The 18,258-nt window shown below is 57.2% G+C and carries 19 protein-coding genes and 1 pseudogene; 8 read left to right on the forward strand and 12 right to left on the reverse strand.

Features of this window, described 5'->3' with window-relative positions:
* Nucleotides 1-239: 239 nt before the first annotated feature.
* Nucleotides 240-1,277 (reverse strand): HTH-type transcriptional regulator GntR, encoded by a 1,038-nt coding sequence (gntR, locus tag PUT78_RS02400; RefSeq protein ID WP_274350483.1) that lies wholly within the window; start codon nucleotides 1,275-1,277, stop codon nucleotides 240-242.
* A 124-nt stretch (nucleotides 1,278-1,401) separates the two neighbouring features.
* Here gntR and PUT78_RS02405 point away from each other — a divergent pair, with 124 nt between their 5' ends.
* The 5 genes from PUT78_RS02405 (at nucleotide 1,402) to PUT78_RS02425 (ending at nucleotide 5,846) form a co-directional block, all read left to right on the forward strand.
* Nucleotides 1,402-1,941: a TRAP transporter small permease gene (locus PUT78_RS02405; RefSeq protein ID WP_274350484.1), complete on the forward strand. Its 540-nt coding sequence runs from the start codon at nucleotides 1,402-1,404 to the stop codon at nucleotides 1,939-1,941.
* Nucleotides 1,941-3,218 (forward strand): TRAP transporter large permease, encoded by a 1,278-nt coding sequence (locus PUT78_RS02410; protein WP_274350486.1) that lies wholly within the window; start codon nucleotides 1,941-1,943, stop codon nucleotides 3,216-3,218. Before PUT78_RS02405 ends, PUT78_RS02410 begins: the two co-directional genes overlap by 1 nt.
* A 37-nt stretch (nucleotides 3,219-3,255) precedes the next feature.
* Complete coding sequence (locus tag PUT78_RS02415; protein WP_274350488.1) at nucleotides 3,256-4,263, forward strand: TRAP transporter substrate-binding protein; 1,008 nt, start codon at nucleotides 3,256-3,258, stop codon at nucleotides 4,261-4,263.
* Nucleotides 4,264-4,337: 74 nt separating this feature from the next.
* On the forward strand, nucleotides 4,338-5,237 hold the full coding sequence (locus PUT78_RS02420; protein WP_274350489.1) for a DMT family transporter: 900 nt from the start codon (nucleotides 4,338-4,340) through the stop codon (nucleotides 5,235-5,237).
* Between the two features lie 165 nt (nucleotides 5,238-5,402).
* Complete coding sequence (locus PUT78_RS02425; RefSeq protein WP_274350491.1) at nucleotides 5,403-5,846, forward strand: GNAT family N-acetyltransferase; 444 nt, start codon at nucleotides 5,403-5,405, stop codon at nucleotides 5,844-5,846.
* A gap of 391 nt (nucleotides 5,847-6,237) precedes the next feature.
* On the opposite strand, the gene queF is transcribed toward PUT78_RS02425, so the two are convergent.
* From queF to PUT78_RS02450, 5 genes are all read right to left on the reverse strand, one after another.
* Complete coding sequence (gene queF / locus PUT78_RS02430) at nucleotides 6,238-6,702, reverse strand: preQ(1) synthase (protein ID WP_274350493.1); 465 nt, start codon at nucleotides 6,700-6,702, stop codon at nucleotides 6,238-6,240.
* 27 nt (nucleotides 6,703-6,729) lie between these two features.
* Nucleotides 6,730-7,437, reverse strand: coding sequence for a 7-carboxy-7-deazaguanine synthase QueE (queE, locus tag PUT78_RS02435; protein WP_274350494.1), 708 nt, complete (start codon nucleotides 7,435-7,437; stop codon nucleotides 6,730-6,732).
* Complete coding sequence (locus PUT78_RS02440; protein ID WP_274350496.1) at nucleotides 7,434-7,787, reverse strand: 6-pyruvoyl trahydropterin synthase family protein; 354 nt, start codon at nucleotides 7,785-7,787, stop codon at nucleotides 7,434-7,436. The genes queE and PUT78_RS02440 overlap by 4 nt, the downstream gene beginning before the upstream one ends.
* The gene (gene queC, locus PUT78_RS02445; protein ID WP_274350497.1) at nucleotides 7,787-8,488 is read right to left on the reverse strand and encodes a 7-cyano-7-deazaguanine synthase QueC; all 702 of its coding nucleotides are present in this window, start codon (nucleotides 8,486-8,488) and stop codon (nucleotides 7,787-7,789) included. Before queC ends, PUT78_RS02440 begins: the two co-directional genes overlap by 1 nt.
* 599 nt (nucleotides 8,489-9,087) lie before the next feature.
* A complete protein-coding gene (locus tag PUT78_RS02450) occupies nucleotides 9,088-9,726 on the reverse strand; it encodes a class I SAM-dependent methyltransferase (protein WP_274350498.1) in 639 nt (212 codons plus the stop codon).
* A gap of 86 nt (nucleotides 9,727-9,812) precedes the next feature.
* On the opposite strand from PUT78_RS02450, the gene PUT78_RS02455 reads away from it, so the two are divergent.
* The gene (locus PUT78_RS02455; RefSeq protein ID WP_274350499.1) at nucleotides 9,813-10,703 is read left to right on the forward strand and encodes a LysR family transcriptional regulator; all 891 of its coding nucleotides are present in this window, start codon (nucleotides 9,813-9,815) and stop codon (nucleotides 10,701-10,703) included.
* A gap of 27 nt (nucleotides 10,704-10,730) precedes the next feature.
* On the opposite strand, the gene PUT78_RS02460 is transcribed toward PUT78_RS02455, so the two are convergent.
* The 5 genes and pseudogenes from PUT78_RS02460 to PUT78_RS02480 form a co-directional block, all read right to left on the reverse strand.
* Nucleotides 10,731-11,495 (reverse strand): ABC transporter ATP-binding protein, encoded by a 765-nt coding sequence (locus tag PUT78_RS02460; protein WP_274350500.1) that lies wholly within the window; start codon nucleotides 11,493-11,495, stop codon nucleotides 10,731-10,733.
* Nucleotides 11,492-12,529, reverse strand: a complete 1,038-nt coding sequence (locus PUT78_RS02465) for a FecCD family ABC transporter permease (protein ID WP_420793441.1) — start codon at nucleotides 12,527-12,529, stop codon at nucleotides 11,492-11,494. The genes PUT78_RS02460 and PUT78_RS02465 overlap by 4 nt, the downstream gene beginning before the upstream one ends.
* Nucleotides 12,526-13,539, reverse strand: a complete 1,014-nt coding sequence (locus PUT78_RS02470; protein WP_274350503.1) for an ABC transporter substrate-binding protein — start codon at nucleotides 13,537-13,539, stop codon at nucleotides 12,526-12,528. Before PUT78_RS02470 ends, PUT78_RS02465 begins: the two co-directional genes overlap by 4 nt.
* 109 nt (nucleotides 13,540-13,648) lie before the next feature.
* A pseudogene (locus PUT78_RS02475) lies at nucleotides 13,649-13,795 on the reverse strand (IS66 family transposase zinc-finger binding domain-containing protein); the annotation flags it as partial.
* 368 nt (nucleotides 13,796-14,163) lie between these two features.
* Nucleotides 14,164-15,048 (reverse strand): LysR substrate-binding domain-containing protein, encoded by an 885-nt coding sequence (locus PUT78_RS02480; protein WP_274350504.1) that lies wholly within the window; start codon nucleotides 15,046-15,048, stop codon nucleotides 14,164-14,166.
* Nucleotides 15,049-15,171: 123 nt separating this feature from the next.
* Here PUT78_RS02480 and PUT78_RS02485 point away from each other — a divergent pair, with 123 nt between their 5' ends.
* Nucleotides 15,172-16,176 (forward strand): hypothetical protein, encoded by a 1,005-nt coding sequence (locus tag PUT78_RS02485; protein ID WP_274350505.1) that lies wholly within the window; start codon nucleotides 15,172-15,174, stop codon nucleotides 16,174-16,176.
* Nucleotides 16,177-16,432: 256 nt separating this feature from the next.
* Complete coding sequence (locus PUT78_RS02490) at nucleotides 16,433-16,696, forward strand: hypothetical protein (protein WP_274350506.1); 264 nt, start codon at nucleotides 16,433-16,435, stop codon at nucleotides 16,694-16,696.
* On the opposite strand, the gene PUT78_RS02495 is transcribed toward PUT78_RS02490, so the two are convergent.
* Entirely contained in the window at nucleotides 16,656-18,032 is a 1,377-nt protein-coding gene (locus PUT78_RS02495) for a cytochrome P450 (protein WP_274350507.1), read from the reverse strand. The two genes, PUT78_RS02490 and PUT78_RS02495, sit on opposite strands and share 41 nt — an antisense overlap.
* Nucleotides 18,033-18,258 lie beyond the last annotated feature (226 nt).

Consider the following 18,258-nt stretch of genomic DNA (forward strand, 5'->3'; position numbering starts at 1 on the left):
GGCCGCCCGCCCTGCAATTCAGCACGCGTGTATTCCTGATTCAGATAACGCTCCAGATACAACGCCGTCATCCCGGGATTGTCAGCATTGTCAAACCATTCCTGTGAACGGTACTTCTTGGGGGGGGGCGTGTCAGACATGACGGTTTTGCCTTTGTAAATTGGGTCGTTCGGGCATTTGGACGGGTTGCAGACATGCGGTATCGGCGCAGCTATGGAACTTTTATATCGGGGATCGCATCATCCCCCCTTTTTCTGGCGTGATGTGCTGCTTCGGACCATCACGTCATAGCCAGCATCGATGATGCGTTGCTCGAGCGGAGTGCCATTCAGGTGATTCATTATCATGTTCACAGCCGTAAGGCCGGTTTCATAACGGTGTGTGCGCACGGATGAGATGGTCGGCACCGAACAAGACACGACATCCAGATCATTGGACCCGACAATTCCCATCTGCTCGGGAACGCGAAGCCCGCGCCGCTGGCATTCGAACAACGCCCCCAGGGCGACATCGTCATTGTTGCAAAACACTGCGTCTGCATCAGGTGCGCTGGCCAGCAGATCGGCCATTAACTGCCCGCCAACGGAATAAGCCGACGGGTGGGGCGTTGTAATCACAAGCGCATCATCGGACAAGCCATGCGCGGACATGATGTCATTGTAACCGGCAAGGCGGCGTTGCGCGCGCGGGTCCATCCGCGCGCCCAGAAAGCCGATCCGACGGTAACCCTGATCAATCAGATGGCGCACTGCCGCCCGCCCTGCATCCTGCTGATCGCAGCCAATCACCATATCTACAGGGTCCGGTGTCGTTTCCATGACCTGCACGACAGGGCAGCCCATTTCCTGAAGCAATTGGCGCGCAGCTGCGGACTGATCGATACCTGCCACAATCATGCCAGCAGGACGTTGCGTGGCAAAAACACGCAGCAGATCTTCCTCTCGTGTCAGCTTGTAACGGGTGTTCACGAATTGCGGAATATAGGTTGTCCCCTCCAGCCCATCCATGACGCCGCGCAGCAAGTCCGCGAAAATCTGGTTGGTTAGCGAAGGGATGACCACGCCGATCAAGCGCGAACGCGCAGATGCAAGCGCCTGCGCGGCTGGATTAGGAACATATCCCAGCGTTTTGACCGCATCCGCAATCTTGTCGCGCGTGTTCTGTGAGACCAGTTCCGGCTGGCGCAGCGCACGCGATACAGTGACAACGCTTACATTGGCACGCAGCGCAACATCAGATAGCTTTATCGCCTTCTTTTGTGCATTTTTCTCTCTCATTAGTGCAAGCCTGCATCCAGAATAATGTAATTGGTATTTGACAATGATATACGCTTTCATTTAGGCAATCACAACCGATTAATGGCTGGACCCAAGCTTTGATCATCCAAACCGGGAGGGGCCTGTGAAATATTTGGCGCGACTCGAACTGCTGGCCGTCCGACTGGGTGAATTTGCCCTTGTGGCTTTGCTCGCGGGTATGACCGTCATGGTTTTCGGCAATGTTGTTCTGCGTTACGGCTTCAACAGTGGCTGGAATTTCTCCGAAGAAATGTCGCGCTATTTCTTCGTCTGGCTGGCGTTCATCGGCGCGATTCTGGCATTCCGCGAATATAATCATATTGGCGTTGAAACCGTTGTGCGTATGTTTGGGCCTGTCGGGCGCAGGGTGTGTCTGGCGCTGACCAATCTTGTCATTCTGCTTTGCGCGTCTGTGCTGTTCTGGGGCACATGGGTGCAGCACCCGATCAACGCATCAATGACCGCGCCGGTCGTGGGGCTGCGGATGATCTGGGTTTATGGAATTACCTATGTGACCGGTGGGTGCATCGCGTTGATGGCGCTGTTGCGGATCGTGCGCGCGATTACAGGGCGCACCCCCCCGCATGAAATGGCCCGATTCACCGGCGAGTATGAAGAAGTTGAACAGAAGGAACAGCGTTAATGGTCCTTCTGATCTTCTTGGGAACACTGTTTTTCGGGCTGGCACTGGGGGTTCCGGTGGCTTTCGCGCTGATGTTCTGCGCGGTCGTTCTGATGACATGGATGGGGTTGTTCAACCCGCAGATCATCAGCCAGCAAATGGTGACCGGGGCGAATTCCTTTACCTTGCTGGCCATCCCGTTCTTTCTGTTGGCGGGTGAACTGATGAATGCGGGCGGCCTGTCCAAGCGGATTGTGGCATTTGCTGTGTCCTGCGTGGGCCATATACGCGGGGGCCTAGGCATTGTTGCGGTGATTGCGGCAGTGGTGATGGCATCGCTTTCGGGGTCGGCCGCAGCGGATTCGGCGGCGTTGGCGGCAATCCTGATCCCGATGATGCGCGAGGCGGGCTATAACGTGCCGCGCGCTGCGGGGCTGATGGCCGCAGGCGGCGTGATTGCGCCTGTTATCCCGCCATCCATTGCCTTCATCATCTTCGGGGTTGCGGCCAACGTGTCAATCACAGCGCTGTTCATGGGCGGGATCGTGCCCGGCATCATGATGGCGGCATCGCTGATCATTGCATGGCTGATTGTGGCACGGCGCGAAAATGTAAAACCGCTGCCGCGGTGTTCGGGCCGTGAACGCCTGCGCGCCACGGCAGCGGCTGGCTGGGCATTGATGATGCCGGTCATCATTCTTGGGGGGATTCGCTTTGGCATTTTTACCCCTACCGAAGCGGCGGTGATTGCTGCGGTTTATGCGCTGTTCGTGGGCATGTTTGTCTACCGAGAACTGAAAATAGCGCATCTGTATCATGTGTTGCTGAATGCCGCCAAAACCACATCTGTTGTCATGTTTCTGGTTGCTGCGGCGCTGGTCACATCATGGTTGATCACGCGCGCAAATATCCCCGCAGAAATCACACGCTTTCTGGGGCCGGTTCTGGACAACCCGAAACTGCTGATGCTGGTGATCGTACTTCTTGTGCTGGTGGTTGGCACTGTTCTGGACCTTGCGCCGACGATCCTGATTCTGGTGCCGGTTCTGATGCCGGTCATCCGTGCGGCTGGAATTGATCCGGTCTATTTCGGGATCATTTTCGTGATGACCACCTGCATTGGCCTGCTGACGCCGCCGGTGGGTGTTGTTTTGAATGTGGTCAGCGGTGTGGCGCGCGTGCCCTTGGGCAAGGTGATCTGGGGCGTGTTGCCCTTCCTTGCAGCGCAAGTGGGCGTGTTGCTGGTGCTGATCGCATTCCCCGAACTTGTTCTGGTGCCGCTGCAATGGCTGCGCTGAGAAGAAGAAACCTGTTTTCACTATGGGAGGAAAGACCATGAAAACCCTGACAAAACTAACCCTGACAACGGCGCTTGTTGCGGGTGTTGCAATGCCTGCGCTGGCAGATATCAGCACGCGCACCATTACAGTGTCCAATGGCGTTGCGGAATCCCACCCCGTTGGCGATGGTGTTGAAGCCATGCGCGCCTGTATGACCGAACGCACAGACGGCGCATGGACGCTGAACGCGTTCTGGTCCTCGGCACTTGGCGACGACCTGACGGCAACGCAGGCGCTGCGGTCGGGCACGCAGGAAATGGTTGTGACGTCATCCTCGCCACTGGTCGGTATTGAACCGGCGCTGGGGGTATTCGACCTGCCGTTCCTGTTTTCCGATGCGGATGAAGCCGATGCCATTCTGGATGGCGATTTCGGGGATTTCATTGCAGAACGCATGGAAAATTCCGGTCTGGTCAATCTGGCCTATTGGGAAAACGGGTTCCGCAACCTGACCAATTCGGTGCGCCCCATCACCCGGCTGGAAGATTTTGACGGCATGCGCGTGCGTGTGATGCAAAACAACATCTTCCTGGATACGTTCCAGGCGCTTGGCACCAATGCCACGCCTATGGCCTTCGGCGAGGTGTTCACTGCGCTTGAAACCCGCGCCATCGACGCACAGGAAAACCCCTACGTGACGATTGACACATCGCAATTCTATGAAGTGCAGGACTATCTGTCGGCCACGCAACATGCCTATACGCCGTTCATGGTCCTGTTCTCAGCTCCGATTTTTAACACCTATTCGGAAACCGAGCAGGAAATCCTGCGCGATTGCGCTGTGGTGGGCCGTGACGTTCAGCGCAGCGTCAGCCGTGAATTGTCGGATGTGTCACTGAACAACGTTCAGGAAGCCGGCATGGCGTTCAATGAACTGGACGGGGCCGAACTGAACCGCATTCGTGCCGCTGTTGAAGGTGTGTATGAAAAGCACGCCGAGTCCATCGGCATCGACGTGATCGATATGATGCAGGCAGAACTTGCCAAATTGCGCGGCGAATAAGTCGGTTTGATCCGCATGTGGGGGGCGCAGTCCCCCACATGTTTTGACACTTTCTTTATAAATGATGTGATGCGATGACCCGCATGAACCCGACTCTGGTTGGTCTGGCCTTGATGCTGCTGGGCATGTTCCTTTTTGCGTCCAATGACGCGCTGGGGAAATGGCTGGTCAGCAGCTATTCGGTAGGACAGGTTCTGGCCATCCGCAGCCTTGCGGCTTTGGCGGTGTTGTTGCCGTTTCTGTATGCGTTCGGGTTTCGCAGGCTGTTTCATGTTGAACGCCCCGCCGTGCAGTTTGCGCGGGTTGTCCTGTCCACCGCCGAGGTGTTTTGCTTCTATTTCGCGGTCCGTCACATGCCGCTTGCCGACACAATGACATTCTGGCTGGCTGCGCCCATTTATGTGGCAGTGCTGTCGCCCTTGTTGTTGCGCGAATCCGTCAGCCCCTTGCGCTGGGGTGCGGTTGTGTTCGGGTTTGTTGGTGTGCTCATTGCACTGAAACCCAGTGGCGAAGGGGCAGGGCTGGCCAGTCTTGTGGCCATCATCGGGTCACTGTGTTTTGCGTTGATGATGATTACAGGGCGCTATTTGCGTGGCACGCCCGACATGACGCTGGTGTTCTGGCAATTGATTGGTGCCGGTGTCGCTGGTGTTGTTGCGGCCCCTGTGGGCTGGTCCATGCCCGGCGTGTTTGACTGGGGCTTGTTGGCGCTGGTCGGCGTTGTGGCGATGGGGGCACATCTATGCGTGAACCGCGCGCTGAAACTGGCCGATGCCGCCCTGATTGCACCGTTGCAGTATACATTGTTGCTTTGGGCCGTGATCCTTGGCTGGATATTTTTCGGCGACATTCCGCGTTTGGCCATGTTGGCAGGGGCGGTGGTCATAATCCTGTCCGGGCTGGTGCTGGTACTGCCCGAACAACAGATCAAGGCCAGAATACTGCGTCGCTGGCGCAAAGAAAAACCCACCTGACTGCGTGGCCAGAGGGCGCTCTGGTCAGGGACAGAATATGCCTGAGTTTTGTCCCTGACGGACTACGGGAAGAGCCAGCAGCAGGTCATTGTTTTCCCTTGATCATGCCGCAAAGAAGCCTCAGCCTCTTGGTGGCACCATCAGCAACGGAATGGCCAACGCCAAATGATCATTGAAGAGGCATTGTTTGCTGACGCGAAAACGATAGCGAAGATACATCGGACTTCCAGACAGGAAGCAATGCCTTGGCTTCCGGTACTGCACACTCCAGAAGAGGATATTTGGTACTTCAAGACCATGGTCCTTCCTGTGGAGAAGGTCTTGATCGCCCGCGAGGGCGTACACGCTGTCGGTTTCATTTCAGTGAATCAAGGATGGCTGAATCATCTCTATATTACTCCGGACCGTTGGGGATCTGGCTTTGGCACCAAGCTGCTGCAAGCAGCAAGGTCTGACTTAAGTTATCTTCAGCTTTGGGTGTTCCAAAAGAATGCAAGGGCGCGGCACTTCTACTCTAAGCACGGGTTTTGTGAGTGCGAGTTTACTGATGGACAGAACAACGAAGAGAAGGTGCCCGATATCAGAATGGATTGGGCGCGCGACGATTGAGGCGAATATCGGTTGTGCTTATGGCCGTTTCGTCCTGAAAATTTGTCGGTCGTCAGGCGTAAATGCTCGCGATAAGTGTTGGTAGGTTGTCCGCGCTATTTGACACTTCTCGCGATAGGGAGTCAGGCTCACTTTGTACAGGATGACCCAGGTCTTGAAGCAAGACGGTTGCGCGCTGCCTGGAAAATATCGGCGGAGACCTCCTCGCCTCCCCCTGCCGAACTCAATGATGATGCTGACTGCTGGAGCCGCAGCAAATTCGCAGAAGCGGCCTTCCTGCTTTACAAAATTGCGACAGAAATGCGCCCGGAAGAGTCGTGAATGTATTTCATTTTCGATCAACGTGAGGCTGATTCCCAAAACGCAGATGGACTGAATCAGACCCGCATGTTTACCCGCGCCCGCGATAGGGCGGTACGCCCTGATCAGGAACCCAGATATTGGCAGGCATAGGTCCGCTTTGCCAGAACACGTCGATAGGAATACCACCCCTTGGGTACCAATATCCGCCGATCCGCAGCCATGCAGGTTCAAGAAACTCCGCCAGTCGCCGACCAATCGACACTGTGCAATCCTCGTGGAAAGCCCCGTGGTTTCGGAATGACCCAAGATAAAGCTTCAGCGACTTGCTTTCGACCAGCCATTCAGCTGGCACATAGTCGATCACCAGATGTGCGAAATCGGGCTGGCCCGTCATTGGACACAGCGATGTAAATTCCGGCGCCACAAAGCGCACGTTATAGGACGTGTCGGCCTGCGGATTTTTCACCCGCTCAAGCATTGCGGCTTCGGGGCCTGATGGAAGTTCAGTTGTCCCGCCCAACTGTTGAAGTCCGCTATAGATACTTTCTGTCATTGCTCTTTTCCTTTTCTAGGGGGCCGGTCAAACACCGCGTTTGTTGCCCCAGATGAGTACGTGAAGCTGCGGAAGAATGCGGGGCATGAACCATTTGTCATCCATTACCCTTTCAACAAGCCACAGCAACCGATCCGCGCAAGCCTGTAAATCTACCGGGTGATCAGGATCGACGTCAGGATTTCCTGGCTGGAGGTAAAGTGGCAGGTCGGGAAACCGTGTGGCGGCGGCTTTGGCCCACGTGTAATCCGCATCGTCAAACACAACGATCTTCATCACGACTTTCGGCCCGTGGCTTGCCACATCCCTGCACTCTGCAAAGGCCTGCCAATCCACAGTCTCACCGCTTGAGGGTGGTTTGGGGCTGAGTACAAGCGTATCCAGATCGGCAAACCACGGCCGGGCGATTGAGCCTTGGGTCTCGCAGGCAAAGCGGTAGCCTTCGGACTTGCCGCGCATGATGACCGGGGCAAAGTCCTGTATAGCGGGATTGCCCCCCGACAATGACACTGTCAGGGGTTGCCCCCCAGACAGGGTGCGCACCCGGTCCCAAACGTCGTCCGCCGACATTTTCGCCCAGTCATGGCGATAGATGGTATCAACTGCATGCAATGAATCGCACCAGCTGCAGCGATAGTCGCAGCCGCCCGCGCGGATAAAGACGGTAGGCTCGCCAATAAGCGCGCCTTCACCCTGAACGGTGGGGCCAAAAATCTCGGCTATGCGCAGGCTCATGGCCGGTACTCGGCCCAGGTCTTTGGCGTCTCTGACACTTTCACAGATGCTGTTTCCGGCCAACGGACCTTGCACCAGTCATAGAAATGTTTGGCAAGGTTCTCTGCGGTTGAAGGCACATCCAGAATGTCATCAAGATGCCGGTGATCGAATGTGTTGTCTACATAATCCTTCAGCGGTTTCAGCTCGTGATAATCGCGCACAAAGGCGTCAGCGTTCAATTCGGACGCTGCCAGCTCCACCACCACGATATAGTTGTGGCCATGAAGCCGGAAACACTGATGATCCGGTGACAAATGCGACAGACGATGCGAGGCGGAGAAATGGAACTCTTTGCTGATCCGGTACATTATACATCCTCCCGGCTGGATATTGCCTGCCGCCAGTAATCACGATCATCATAGATTGTAGGATCTGGGATACCTGCCAGATAAAAGGCTTCGCGCCGTTCAACACAGGTGCCACAACGCCCGCAATGCTGTGCGCCCCCTTTGTAGCAGGACCAGGTTTCGCCGAAGGGTGTTTTCACCCGCGCGCCTTCGGTCACGATATCGGCTTTAGTGCGCCGCACAAACGGCGTATAGAGCGCCACTTCCGCATATCCTTCCAGCGCGGCCCGCTGCATCTTGTCAAAGGCTTCGGTGAAGCCCGGGCGGCAATCGGGATAGATAAAGTGGTCACCACCATGCACAGCAGTCGCGACTGCATCGTCCCCGTTCGCTGCAGCTATGCCATAGGCGATGCTCAGCATTATGGCATTGCGGTTGGGAACAACCGTGATTTTCATGGTTTCCTCGGCATAATGGCCGTCCGGCACATCAATGCTATCTGTCAGGGCAGACCCCGTCAGACTGGCTCCGATCCCGCGCATATCGATCAGGTGATGCGGTACTGCCAGACGACGGGCGCAGGCAGTAGCGAACTCCAGTTCCTTGCGGTGGCGCTGACCGTAATCAAAAGACACCAACCGGGAAAGGGCGCCTTGCTCCGCGACCAGATGGGCGAGCGACACGGAGTCCAGCCCGCCGGAGCAGATGACAATCGTCTTCATGTTTTCAGTCCTTGTTTTGTTAACCGGGTAGGCTGCGACCGGTGTTTCACGAACTAGCCAAACCTTGATCCGAACGCAACCAGGTTCGAGCGACAAGGCAAGGGCACAGTGCTGGCCAGGGTGCGCGATCTGGCTTGAACAACAGGCGTGTCCACGCCAAGACCGCACCCACGTCACCGCCGTGGTCGGTTGCAGAAAGCGCCGGACTGGGGCACCCCTTGTCGCAATTGGTGGCCCGCAACAGCTTTGTAACACTGGCCGGGCGCCATTCCGGGACCACCCCGTCCGCGATTGGAACCCCAAGGATGCGCCTTCACGATGGCTGAGATGGTATTCGTCGTCTGACGCAAAGCAGGGTTCATTGCACGGAGTAGCGTTGCGACAACGGCATCAGCGTGCCAAATGGGAAGGACGCGCTGCCGCTTCGAGCGCTAGCAGAACACCAATCAGAGGAACGGGGGGAGGCATAGTCGTTCAGTTCTGAGCCTGATCCCTGCACAATTGTTGTCGTTGGCGGATATCACATGTCAGGTACCAACGCATGACCTTGGCAGTTGACGACCGCTCAGACCGTACACCCAGTGCGCAGACCTGTCACATCAGGTCTTGCGCGTCACGATGAAAGGGCGGGCGTCCTTGCCTTTGGCTGCGTGGCTTTCTTTGGCAAGTATCTCGAAACCAGTCGCGTCGACCAGCCTGATCAAAGTGTCTGCGTTCATGACAGCGACATACGGCGCCAGCCCCACAGCGCGCATGCATGGTAGCAAGACGTTTCGGAGAAGAAAATTCATGTCCGCAAGGCAAGGGGTCTTGGAGATGAACAGCCCCCCGGGCCGGAGCATTCCATGAATGTTACGCAACGTGGTTTCCGGTTCGCGGACGAGGTGTAGATAATTGAACCCCAGAATGGCATCGTATCTGGTCTCCCCCGATGCCAAGCTTTCGGCTGTCGCAGTGCGGAAGGTCAGGGCAGCGGCAGGGTGGGTTGCGGCTTTGCCCACCGCTATCGCGATCATCTTGCCGGAGATGTCAGTTGCGAGATAGCTCTGCACATGTGGCGCAAGCCGCAGGGCTGTTGTTCCTGTGCCGCAGCCAAGTTCCAGCACCCGGTCATCCGGGCCGAGCAGGGCGCGGGTCCGTTCCAGCGACCGCTCGTACCCTTCCAGATCGGAGATCTTCGCCTTGGCATATCTGCGTGAAGCCTTGTCCCAGAAACGGGCATCTTCTGTTGCGGTCATGAGGGGCCTCCTTTCAGTTTTCCGGCATAGCATATGCACAAAACATGGCAATTGCTGAAAAATGTAAGCATGATATACACTGACGCATGAGGGCAATAGACTGGAACCATCTCCGCGCTTTTCATGAGACCGCGACAACCGGGTCTCTTTCGGCGGCAGCACGCCAGCTCGGGCTGACACAACCCACATTGTCGCGGCAGGTTGCTGCGCTTGAGGCCGGGCTGGGCGTGGAACTGTTCGAGCGGGTAGGCCGCAAGCTTATGCTCACGATCGCGGGGGCAGAGTTGCGCGATCGTATAAGCACGATGGCCGACGCAGCGGAATCCGGCGTTCTGGCGGCCAGCGGTCGCGTGCAGGAGATCCGCGGCAGAGTCTGCATTTCTGCCACCGACACTTACGCCGTGCATATCCTCCCAGAGATGGTGGAGCAGATCAGGGGCGAAGCGCCAGACATAACGGTTGTGATTACCGCTTCGAATGAACTGAGCAATCTGCACAGGCGCGAGGCCGATATAGCGATCCGGCATCAGCCGCCTGCACGATCGGGCTTGATCGGACAGCATGTCCGGGACACGGAGGCGCATTTCTATGCGTCGGTGGACTGGATCAGGCGTAACGGACTGCCGACACGGCCAGAGGAACTGGCAAGCACTGCCATGATCGGGTTTGATGATGTCGGGCGCTTTGTTGGCTATCTGCGGGATGTGGGCATCCCCATGGATGTCGCTGATTTCCGTTTGATGTCCGACTCATCAGTAGTGATCTGGGAGATGGTCAGACGCGGTATAGGTGTGGCCCCCATGTTGCGCGAAGTGGCCGAACGCACTCCGGGGGTGGTCAGGCTCTTGCCGGACATGCCGCCTATCGTAGTGCCAATCTGGCTTGTGACGCATGAGGATTTACACCTGAGCCCGCGGATACGGTTGGTCCAGAGAATGCTGGCGGAAGGGTTGGCGCGGACGCAACCGGAAGACTGACCGGGGTACGCTTCTTAGCTGCTGTCATCAGGCAGCCGTAAAATGGATATGTGGACGTCCATGATACAGCGACCGCGTTACACCGGCCTCAACTCGGAAAACCTTGCGCAGCAAAGTTTCGGTAAGCACATTTTCGGGTGATCCTCCGGCGATGACCGATCCCGCTTGCAGCACCACGATCCTGTCACAGAACATCGCGGCAAGATTAAGATCATGCAGCGCCACGATGCTTGTGAGATCAAGATCCCGCACCATCCGCAGGATCTCAATCTGGTGGTGGATATCCAGGTGGTTGGTCGGCTCGTCCAGAAACATGACCCGTGGCGATTGCGCCAACGCACGCGCAATATGCACGCGCTGGCGCTCGCCCCCCGAAAGGGTTTGCCAAGCCTGTGCGGTGTGGCCCAGCATATCCACGTGTGTCAGTGCTGTGGTTACGGCCGCCTCATCTGCGGCCGTCCAGCCCGCCAAAGCAGAGCGATGTGGCGTTCGCCCCAGACGGACAACATCGCGAACTGTGACATTCGTATCAGTTGCGGCACTCTGCTGAACGAAGGCGACCTGCTGCGACAAAGCGCGGCGCGACACCTGCGCAATGTCCTGTCCGAAGATTTCCACACGCCCGGTATGCGGGCGCTTGAGTCCCGCAAGCAGTCGCAACAGTGACGATTTTCCTGACCCGTTCGGCCCGATCAGACCAAGGGTTTCGCCGGGCGCGGCGGAAAGCGAAACGCCGCGCACAATTGTTTTGCGCCTGACACCCCAAGTCAGGTTTTCAGCGACGATGCTCATGTTTGTGGCCTCGCACGGTAGAGGATGATTGCGAAGAATGGCACGCCGACCAAAGCTGTGACGACCCCGATCGGAATGGTCTGTTGGGCGACGACCACCCGCGACACGATATCAGCGATCACCATGAAAACCGCACCGATGGCGGCGCTGGCCGGAATCAGCCGCAGGTGCATCGGCCCGACAATGTATCGCGCTGCATGCGGAACGACCAGGCCGACGAAGCCGATCGCTCCCACCATGCTGACGATTGTCGCGGTTATCATTGCGGTTACTGCAAAAAGCAGCAGGCGGATCCGTGCCACCGGAACACCAAGCGCCGTGGCATCCTCATCACCGAAGGTGAAAGCATCAAGTGCGCGGCCCATCCAGATGCAGATTGCAAATCCAAGCGCCACCACGACCAGCAACAACTGGAAATTCGGCCAGCGCACTCCTCCGAAACTGCCCAGAAGCCAGAACATAATATCCCTGGCCTGCTGCGCATTGCCGGAGGTCGTGACGATATAGGAGGTCAGCGCATTGAAAAGCTGCGAAGCCGCCACACCGGCGAGGATTGTGTGATTGGGACCGCTCGTCGCGCCGTTTGACAGCAATGCGACCAGTCCGAAGGCCGCGAAGGCACCGGCAAAGGCGCCAAATGACAGCGAAAGACCGCCTGCGCCGATCCCGAGAACGATTACGCAGACCGCGCCGGTCGATGCGCCCGCTGAAACGCCGAGCACAAAGGGTTCGGCCAGTGCGTTGCGCAGCAGCGCTTGCAGGATCGCACCACAGATTGAAAGACCAGCGCCCGCCAAAGCAGCCACCAAAGCCCGGCTGAGCCGCAGATCCCAGACTACGCTTTCCTCGATGCGCGATATCTCAGCGCTAGTAAGACCAAGCCGGTTCGTCACGGCCAGAACCACCGTGCCCAGCCTGATATTGTAATCTCCGATAGCTGTCGCTACCGCAATAACGGCGACAAGCAGGATAGTGAACAATATCAGAAGCAGGGAGAGCCTCAACGGTTCCCCCTCATATTGACCGGATGTCATTGCTTCAGATCATGTGCCCGGAGCTGTCCGGCGATCTGTTCCGCCCCATAGAGCGTGCGGATGCTCGGGTTCATCGCGGCGCCACTCATCACCACGATGCGGTCGGCTTGTACGGCATCCATCTGGCTGACTGTCGGATCAGAGGTGAGGAAGCTGATCTTGTTTTCCGCCGTGTCGAGTTCCCAGCGGTTGCGATCAACCTGCGCGACGACGAACACCGCGGGATCGGCGGCCATGATGCCTTCCCATCCCAGGGTTGGCCACTCTGCAGCGGTTTTGATGGCGTTAGCTCCGCCGAGCAGATCGGCGATGTAACCCGACGGGCCGTTTCCGCCGCCGAGATAGGCGTCATCTGCGGGTGACGGGCTGGAGAACCAGAACAGGAAGGTCAGTTCCTCGTCTTCCGCGAACTCTTCCCGAAGCGCTGCCTCGCGCGCCTTGAAATCCGCGATCAGGACCTCGCCCCGGTCGGCGACATCGAAGATCTGCGACAGGTCCGCGATCTCTCGGTAAAGCAGATCCATGGTCCAAAGGTCGTCGCGACTCCCATATGCGTCGCCCGCTGTGTCTGCGGTAGAGCACGCGCTGGGCGAAAGATAGGTCGGGATGTCAAGTGCGTGGAAATCCTCGCGCCTTGCGACCCGGCTGTCGGGCCCAAGCAGGGTCACCAGCATTGCAGCGACGAAATCAGGCTGCCGCGACAGCACCGATTCAAGCGTCGGAAACTCTACAGTAAGAATTTCCACCGCGTTGTTAGCCTCTTCAAGCTCGGGCAGCACGGAATCCGGCCAGAAGGCGGTAGCGGCCATCCGGTCCTCAAGACCGAGAAGCAGCATGATCTCCGCGCTGTTCTGCCCCAGCGCGACCGCGTTTTGCGGGGCGCGGTTGAACGTCACGGACTGCCCGCAGTTTTCGATCGTAAGGGGGTAGGATGTCGGCGCAGCTTGCACAGCATTGCCAGCAAGCATGACAGCAATGCTTCCAAGCACCAGGAGGGTATAGTTCCTCATCCGGGAATCTCCGTTTCGTGGCCAGATTTGTCGCGGCACCTCTATATGACCGACCTACGCGAAACAAGAGTATTTCAGTCAGGTATTTTGTGACCACATCCTGAACGCTTGGGCAGGGCTTCTGACCAGCACATGTGCGACATGCGTATTTCGGGCGCATAGTGACAATCATACGCAGCTGTGCGGGCATGATATCCAGTGGCATTGTGCGATCTTCGCGGATATTGTGCCTTTCGCCGCAACCGCAAGGGCAGATAAATATTATCAAAAACAGCGTGCTAAGCTACGCCTCCGCCCGCATCATGTGCGCCCATCGTGTGAACCCGGTCCTTATAATACTCTTGCGGCTGAAGTCAGCTACGCGGTCTGGCTGAGCAACCGGTGCGGTACACCCTCGACAGCCCGCTTGGTTCGATCTTCTCCATCACTGGATCACAAGCGAAAACTTGCGCATAGGTGACACGGCCGATCTGAGTTTTGATACTGTTGATATCAGATTGGTGCCGACATGATGTCGGGTGTTTGTCGGACGCACGGCACAAGTTCCTGGTACCGCCGGTTAGCTTGGTTGTCCGCAGTATCGGCTCAAGTATCATCTTCTGATGGCGCGACGATCCAACGGCTTCAGGTGTCGGCGGCAGTATCAATACCGAATTCAGAAAGTATCCATGTAACGGTTTGCCTCAGAGGGTTCTCGTGCGCATACTGTTTGGGCCATGACAGGAAAAAATACTCTCCCGACGGATCCGGATTGCGCCAGATTTCCACCAAGCGTCTGGCGCGAACATCTGCCTCGATCATGAAGGTTGGTGCGATAGCGACCCCGTGACTCTGGATTGCGGCATCCAGCGCCAGGGCAGAGCGGCCAAAGTTCAGAATACTATGCCCACCGTCATACCCAGTGCGCTCAACCAGACGTTCCCACCTGCGATGTGCATCCTGAAGCAGTGGAAATGCCAAAAGCGCTTGGGTATCGACCGGCCAGTCCGGGCGCAGGAAATCTGGGCTGCATACAGCTACAAGCTGCAACTCGCACAGGCATTGCACATGATGGGCCGAATTGTGAACGGGTGCTCTGGCTGGCCAGAGGGCGATCTCGTTTCGTCCCAGATTGCGTTCCAGCATGGTGTCGTGGATCTCTGTCTCCAGAGAAATCTCCGGAAACCGGGCATTGAAGGCGCTCATTCTTGGCATCAGCCATTTGGCGGCAGATGACGCACCGATATGGAGTCTGATCTGGCGGCTCGATTGTCCCAGATCAGAGGTTGCAACCGCCAGGATGCTCAACGCTTCTTGAACCGCGCTATAGTATGTGCGGCCTTTTTCGGTCAGCGCAACGCCGCGCGGCTTCCTGTCGAACAGGACGACGCCAAGATCGGCTTCAAGCTGCTTGATCCGTTGCGACACTGCACCGTTGGAGATGTGCAGCATCTCTGCCGCACGTTGAAAGTTGCCATGGCGCGCAGCCGTGGCGAACACGCGCAAGGAATTCAGGTTCAGCTTCTCCATGGTGCGACCTTAGGTGTTAGTTTTTCTAATACCGGCACGAGTAATGCTGCTTTGTCAATTTCTTCGAGGTCTGCAATCGATAGGCGACGCACATCACGTTATGATCCCGACGAAAGGTTTACTATGATACCCACGATCCGACCTGCCGAACGCGCCGATATTGATCAGATTGCCGAATTGTTGGTAGCCGATGCAGAAGAGCGCTGCGCGACCGACTCTGGCCTGTGGAAACTGGACCAGAATGCGCGGGACAAAACCATCTCGACCATCAAGACGACTATGGAGGCGGAGAAAGCGCCCTTCCGGCAGCAATGGCTGATTGCGAAAGCCGGGGACAGGCTGGTTGGTGTGACGCATTCCATTCTGCTGCCGGTTCCGCCGATCTATGCCGGTGAATTTGGCCCGCCCGGCCTGATCATGGAGGATTGCTGCATCGCGCAAGGCACCCCGGCCCAGACGCGGCATGAGCTGCTGAAGGCCGCAGAAGCCGACCTGATCGGGGCTGGCGCGTTGATCTTGCTGGCATCCAGTGTGCCGGGCGGTGCGTGGGAAGCCGAATATGCCGGGCAGGGGTATGCCCCCCTGACCAAGTATTTCGCAAAGACCCGCCTGACCCGGCAAACACCCTTCGCAGATGTGCGGCAGGCCACAGAGGATGATGTGCCCGGCATTGTCGCCGCCAGTGCGGTTCACAGGCGTATTCTGAACGATCTGCATCCCCTGTTCTGGAAACCGCATGATGACGCGGACACGCGCTTCGGGGCATGGATGAAGCGCAGCCTCACCTTGGAGGATCGCGACATGTTCGTGTCGGATGACGTTGGTGGCATCCGGGGCTATGCGATCTCGCACCCGGCGACCCCTTTGCATTTTCCAACACCGCATGACATTTCGGGTATCGGCGTGATTGATGACTTCTTCCATGAAGCTATTGAAAATCCCGATAAACTCGGTGGGTCCGGTCCGGAAGCGGTGGCTCTCTTCTCGGTGGCAGCGGCTGCGCGCGCACGGCGCGGCAATCATTCGGTTCTGGTTGTCTGCCCCGCCGATTGGCGGTCAAAGATCGAACTGCTTGAAAAGCAAGGATACCGCAACGCGATTACCTGGCACATCAAGATGGTCGGCTAAAGCAGACGCTCACGCTCCGTGCTGCATCAGTCACTTTGGGCGCTGCACGGCATCCGGCCCGGAGCAGTCGGCCTGTAACTTATTCGCAAGAAACGGGTCGCACGCGGCATGAGTATCGTGGCACTCTGAGCGGGAGGATCCGACCTTCGGGTTCAGCGCCGTGGCACGCAGCTTGGTGCCACTTTCCGTCAGACATGAGGGGCCATGCCCCAATCAACAGAACCTATTCGCTCCATGGCCTTAGTGGAATGGGGGAATGCTTCTTGCCCTTGCGATTGTATGGGGCGGCTCGTTCTTCTTCAACGAGATCGCCGTCCGGGAAGTGCCGGTGTTTTCCGTCGTTGTGGCCCGTGTGGCACTCGCCGCAATCTCCCATGGTTTTGCGGGAATTTACGGGCGCAGGTTTCGTAAGATGGGGATTAGTCCGATGTGTACGGCGACGGGTCAGGTCGTCGCATCAAGCGTAATTCTCCTGCCGGTCATGGTGTCTGTTGCGCAGATTGGCGCCGCCAAAGCGTGACTGGCAAGCCATTTGTCGGGATCGGGGTGGGAATGTGACGCCACTTTGGCCGATCGGGAACATCCATCCCGACCCTGTAACGCTGCAGAAACTGGACAATAAATGCTTTCACCTGGATCGTGGAAAAATGGAGCCCGATACATTTATGCGCCCCACCCCCGAACGGCGACCAAGCAAATTTATGCACGCGATCCTCGGCGCGGTCGGGCGTGTATCTGTCGGGGTCGAAACGATCAGGATGGGGAAAAATCTCGGGGGTCATCATCACCGGACCGGGGCAGATCACAACCTTTGTGCCACGCGGTAAATGGTGGCCTTGCCATTGGGTGTCAGCCATGACAGCGCGGGCCGTAAAGGCAGAAGGCGTAAACCGGCGCAATGCCTCGCGGTAGACGCGGTCGGTGAGGTCCAACTTGTCCAGATCACCATAGGACACGGGACCAACAGGCAGCTGTGCAATCTCGGCGTAAACGCTCTCTTGCAGGTGTTCATCCTGTGCTAGTGCCCAGATCATGGCGGTCAATGCACCCGTGACGGCGTCATGTGCCGCCATCAGAAGGAAATTGAAATGATCAATGATGTCATTGTCGGACCATGCCTGCCCGTCTTCATTCTGCGCGATGCAAAGCTGAGAAAAGAAATCATCGCCACCCGTGGCTTTGCGCTTGGCAATCAATCGTCTGAAATCATTTGATAACGTTTCACGGGCGGCAACACCGCGCCCCATTTTGGTGAAGGGCAATGGTTTGCGTATCAATGCGCTGGTTGCCGCAACTTCCTGGACAAATGCCGCGTTTATGCGCGTGACCTCGGCCGGATCTTCGACGCCCATAAAGACTTTTGCACCAAGGCGCAGGGTCAGTTCCTTGATCGCGGGCGCGAATTTCATCTTTGCACCCGTCGGCCAATCATCAAGCAACCGTGTGATTTCACCATTCATCAGGTGCAGATAGTTTTTCAATGCAGGTGCTCGGAACGCGGCTTGCATGACGCGCCGGTGGGCGCGGTGGTCAAGATCGTCACGGTGCAAAAGCCCACCTGAAAATAAAGGGGCAAAGGCCTTTAGCCCGTTCTGTGCAGAAAAGATTTGTTCGCGGTTCAGGTACACATGTTCAAGCGCGTCGGGCCCGGCCAGAACGGCCCATATTTCGCCGAAAACATTCATGCGGAACACGTCACCAAAGCGGGCGACCTGTTCAAAGTAGGTGCCATATGGGTCCAGAGCAAAACCGATACTTTTCCCGATGAACGGTATCGTGCGCGGCCCCGGGATATGTCCCAATTGCGGGCGCGCAAGCCGGGCGCTGAACGCTGAATTGGTTTCCAAAATTGACAAACCGGTACTTTCATCCTGCATGTTCAAGATGTGCGTAAGTTGAATGCCGCTCAAGGTCAACGAGTTACTGCATGTCTACGGTTGTGCAATCTGCTCGTCATTTTCGGACATGCGACTCCTCGCACAAAGGCGCAGATTCCGATGTCAGGAGGGTCATGCGCAAGCAGAGTCGATTACAGCGATGCCCGCAGGGATTCACGGTCAATCTTTGAGCGGTGACGCTTAT

This window comes from Roseinatronobacter alkalisoli, assembly GCF_028745735.1.
GTDB lineage: Bacteria > Pseudomonadota > Alphaproteobacteria > Rhodobacterales > Rhodobacteraceae > Roseinatronobacter > Roseinatronobacter alkalisoli.

What these genes read in the sequence shown, in the direction of transcription:
- gntR (WP_274350483.1), bottom strand. Translation starts at nt 1,277, where the DNA reads ATGAGAGAGAAAAATGCACAAAAGAAGGCGATAAAGCTATCTGATGTT.
- PUT78_RS02410 (WP_274350486.1), top strand. Translation starts at nt 1,941, where the DNA reads ATGGTCCTTCTGATCTTCTTGGGAACACTGTTTTTCGGGCTGGCACTG.
- PUT78_RS02415 (WP_274350488.1), top strand. Translation starts at nt 3,256, where the DNA reads ATGAAAACCCTGACAAAACTAACCCTGACAACGGCGCTTGTTGCGGGT.
- PUT78_RS02420 (WP_274350489.1), top strand. Translation starts at nt 4,338, where the DNA reads ATGACCCGCATGAACCCGACTCTGGTTGGTCTGGCCTTGATGCTGCTG.
- PUT78_RS02425 (WP_274350491.1), top strand. Translation starts at nt 5,403, where the DNA reads ATGATCATTGAAGAGGCATTGTTTGCTGACGCGAAAACGATAGCGAAG.
- queF (WP_274350493.1), bottom strand. Translation starts at nt 6,702, where the DNA reads ATGACAGAAAGTATCTATAGCGGACTTCAACAGTTGGGCGGGACAACT.
- queE (WP_274350494.1), bottom strand. Translation starts at nt 7,437, where the DNA reads ATGAGCCTGCGCATAGCCGAGATTTTTGGCCCCACCGTTCAGGGTGAA.
- PUT78_RS02440 (WP_274350496.1), bottom strand. Translation starts at nt 7,787, where the DNA reads ATGTACCGGATCAGCAAAGAGTTCCATTTCTCCGCCTCGCATCGTCTG.
- queC (WP_274350497.1), bottom strand. Translation starts at nt 8,488, where the DNA reads ATGAAGACGATTGTCATCTGCTCCGGCGGGCTGGACTCCGTGTCGCTC.
- PUT78_RS02450 (WP_274350498.1), bottom strand. Translation starts at nt 9,726, where the DNA reads ATGACCGCAACAGAAGATGCCCGTTTCTGGGACAAGGCTTCACGCAGA.
- PUT78_RS02455 (WP_274350499.1), top strand. Translation starts at nt 9,813, where the DNA reads ATGAGGGCAATAGACTGGAACCATCTCCGCGCTTTTCATGAGACCGCG.
- PUT78_RS02460 (WP_274350500.1), bottom strand. Translation starts at nt 11,495, where the DNA reads ATGAGCATCGTCGCTGAAAACCTGACTTGGGGTGTCAGGCGCAAAACA.
- PUT78_RS02465 (WP_420793441.1), bottom strand. Translation starts at nt 12,529, where the DNA reads ATGACATCCGGTCAATATGAGGGGGAACCGTTGAGGCTCTCCCTGCTT.
- PUT78_RS02470 (WP_274350503.1), bottom strand. Translation starts at nt 13,539, where the DNA reads ATGAGGAACTATACCCTCCTGGTGCTTGGAAGCATTGCTGTCATGCTT.
- PUT78_RS02480 (WP_274350504.1), bottom strand. Translation starts at nt 15,048, where the DNA reads ATGGAGAAGCTGAACCTGAATTCCTTGCGCGTGTTCGCCACGGCTGCG.
- PUT78_RS02485 (WP_274350505.1), top strand. Translation starts at nt 15,172, where the DNA reads ATGATACCCACGATCCGACCTGCCGAACGCGCCGATATTGATCAGATT.
- PUT78_RS02490 (WP_274350506.1), top strand. Translation starts at nt 16,433, where the DNA reads ATGCTTCTTGCCCTTGCGATTGTATGGGGCGGCTCGTTCTTCTTCAAC.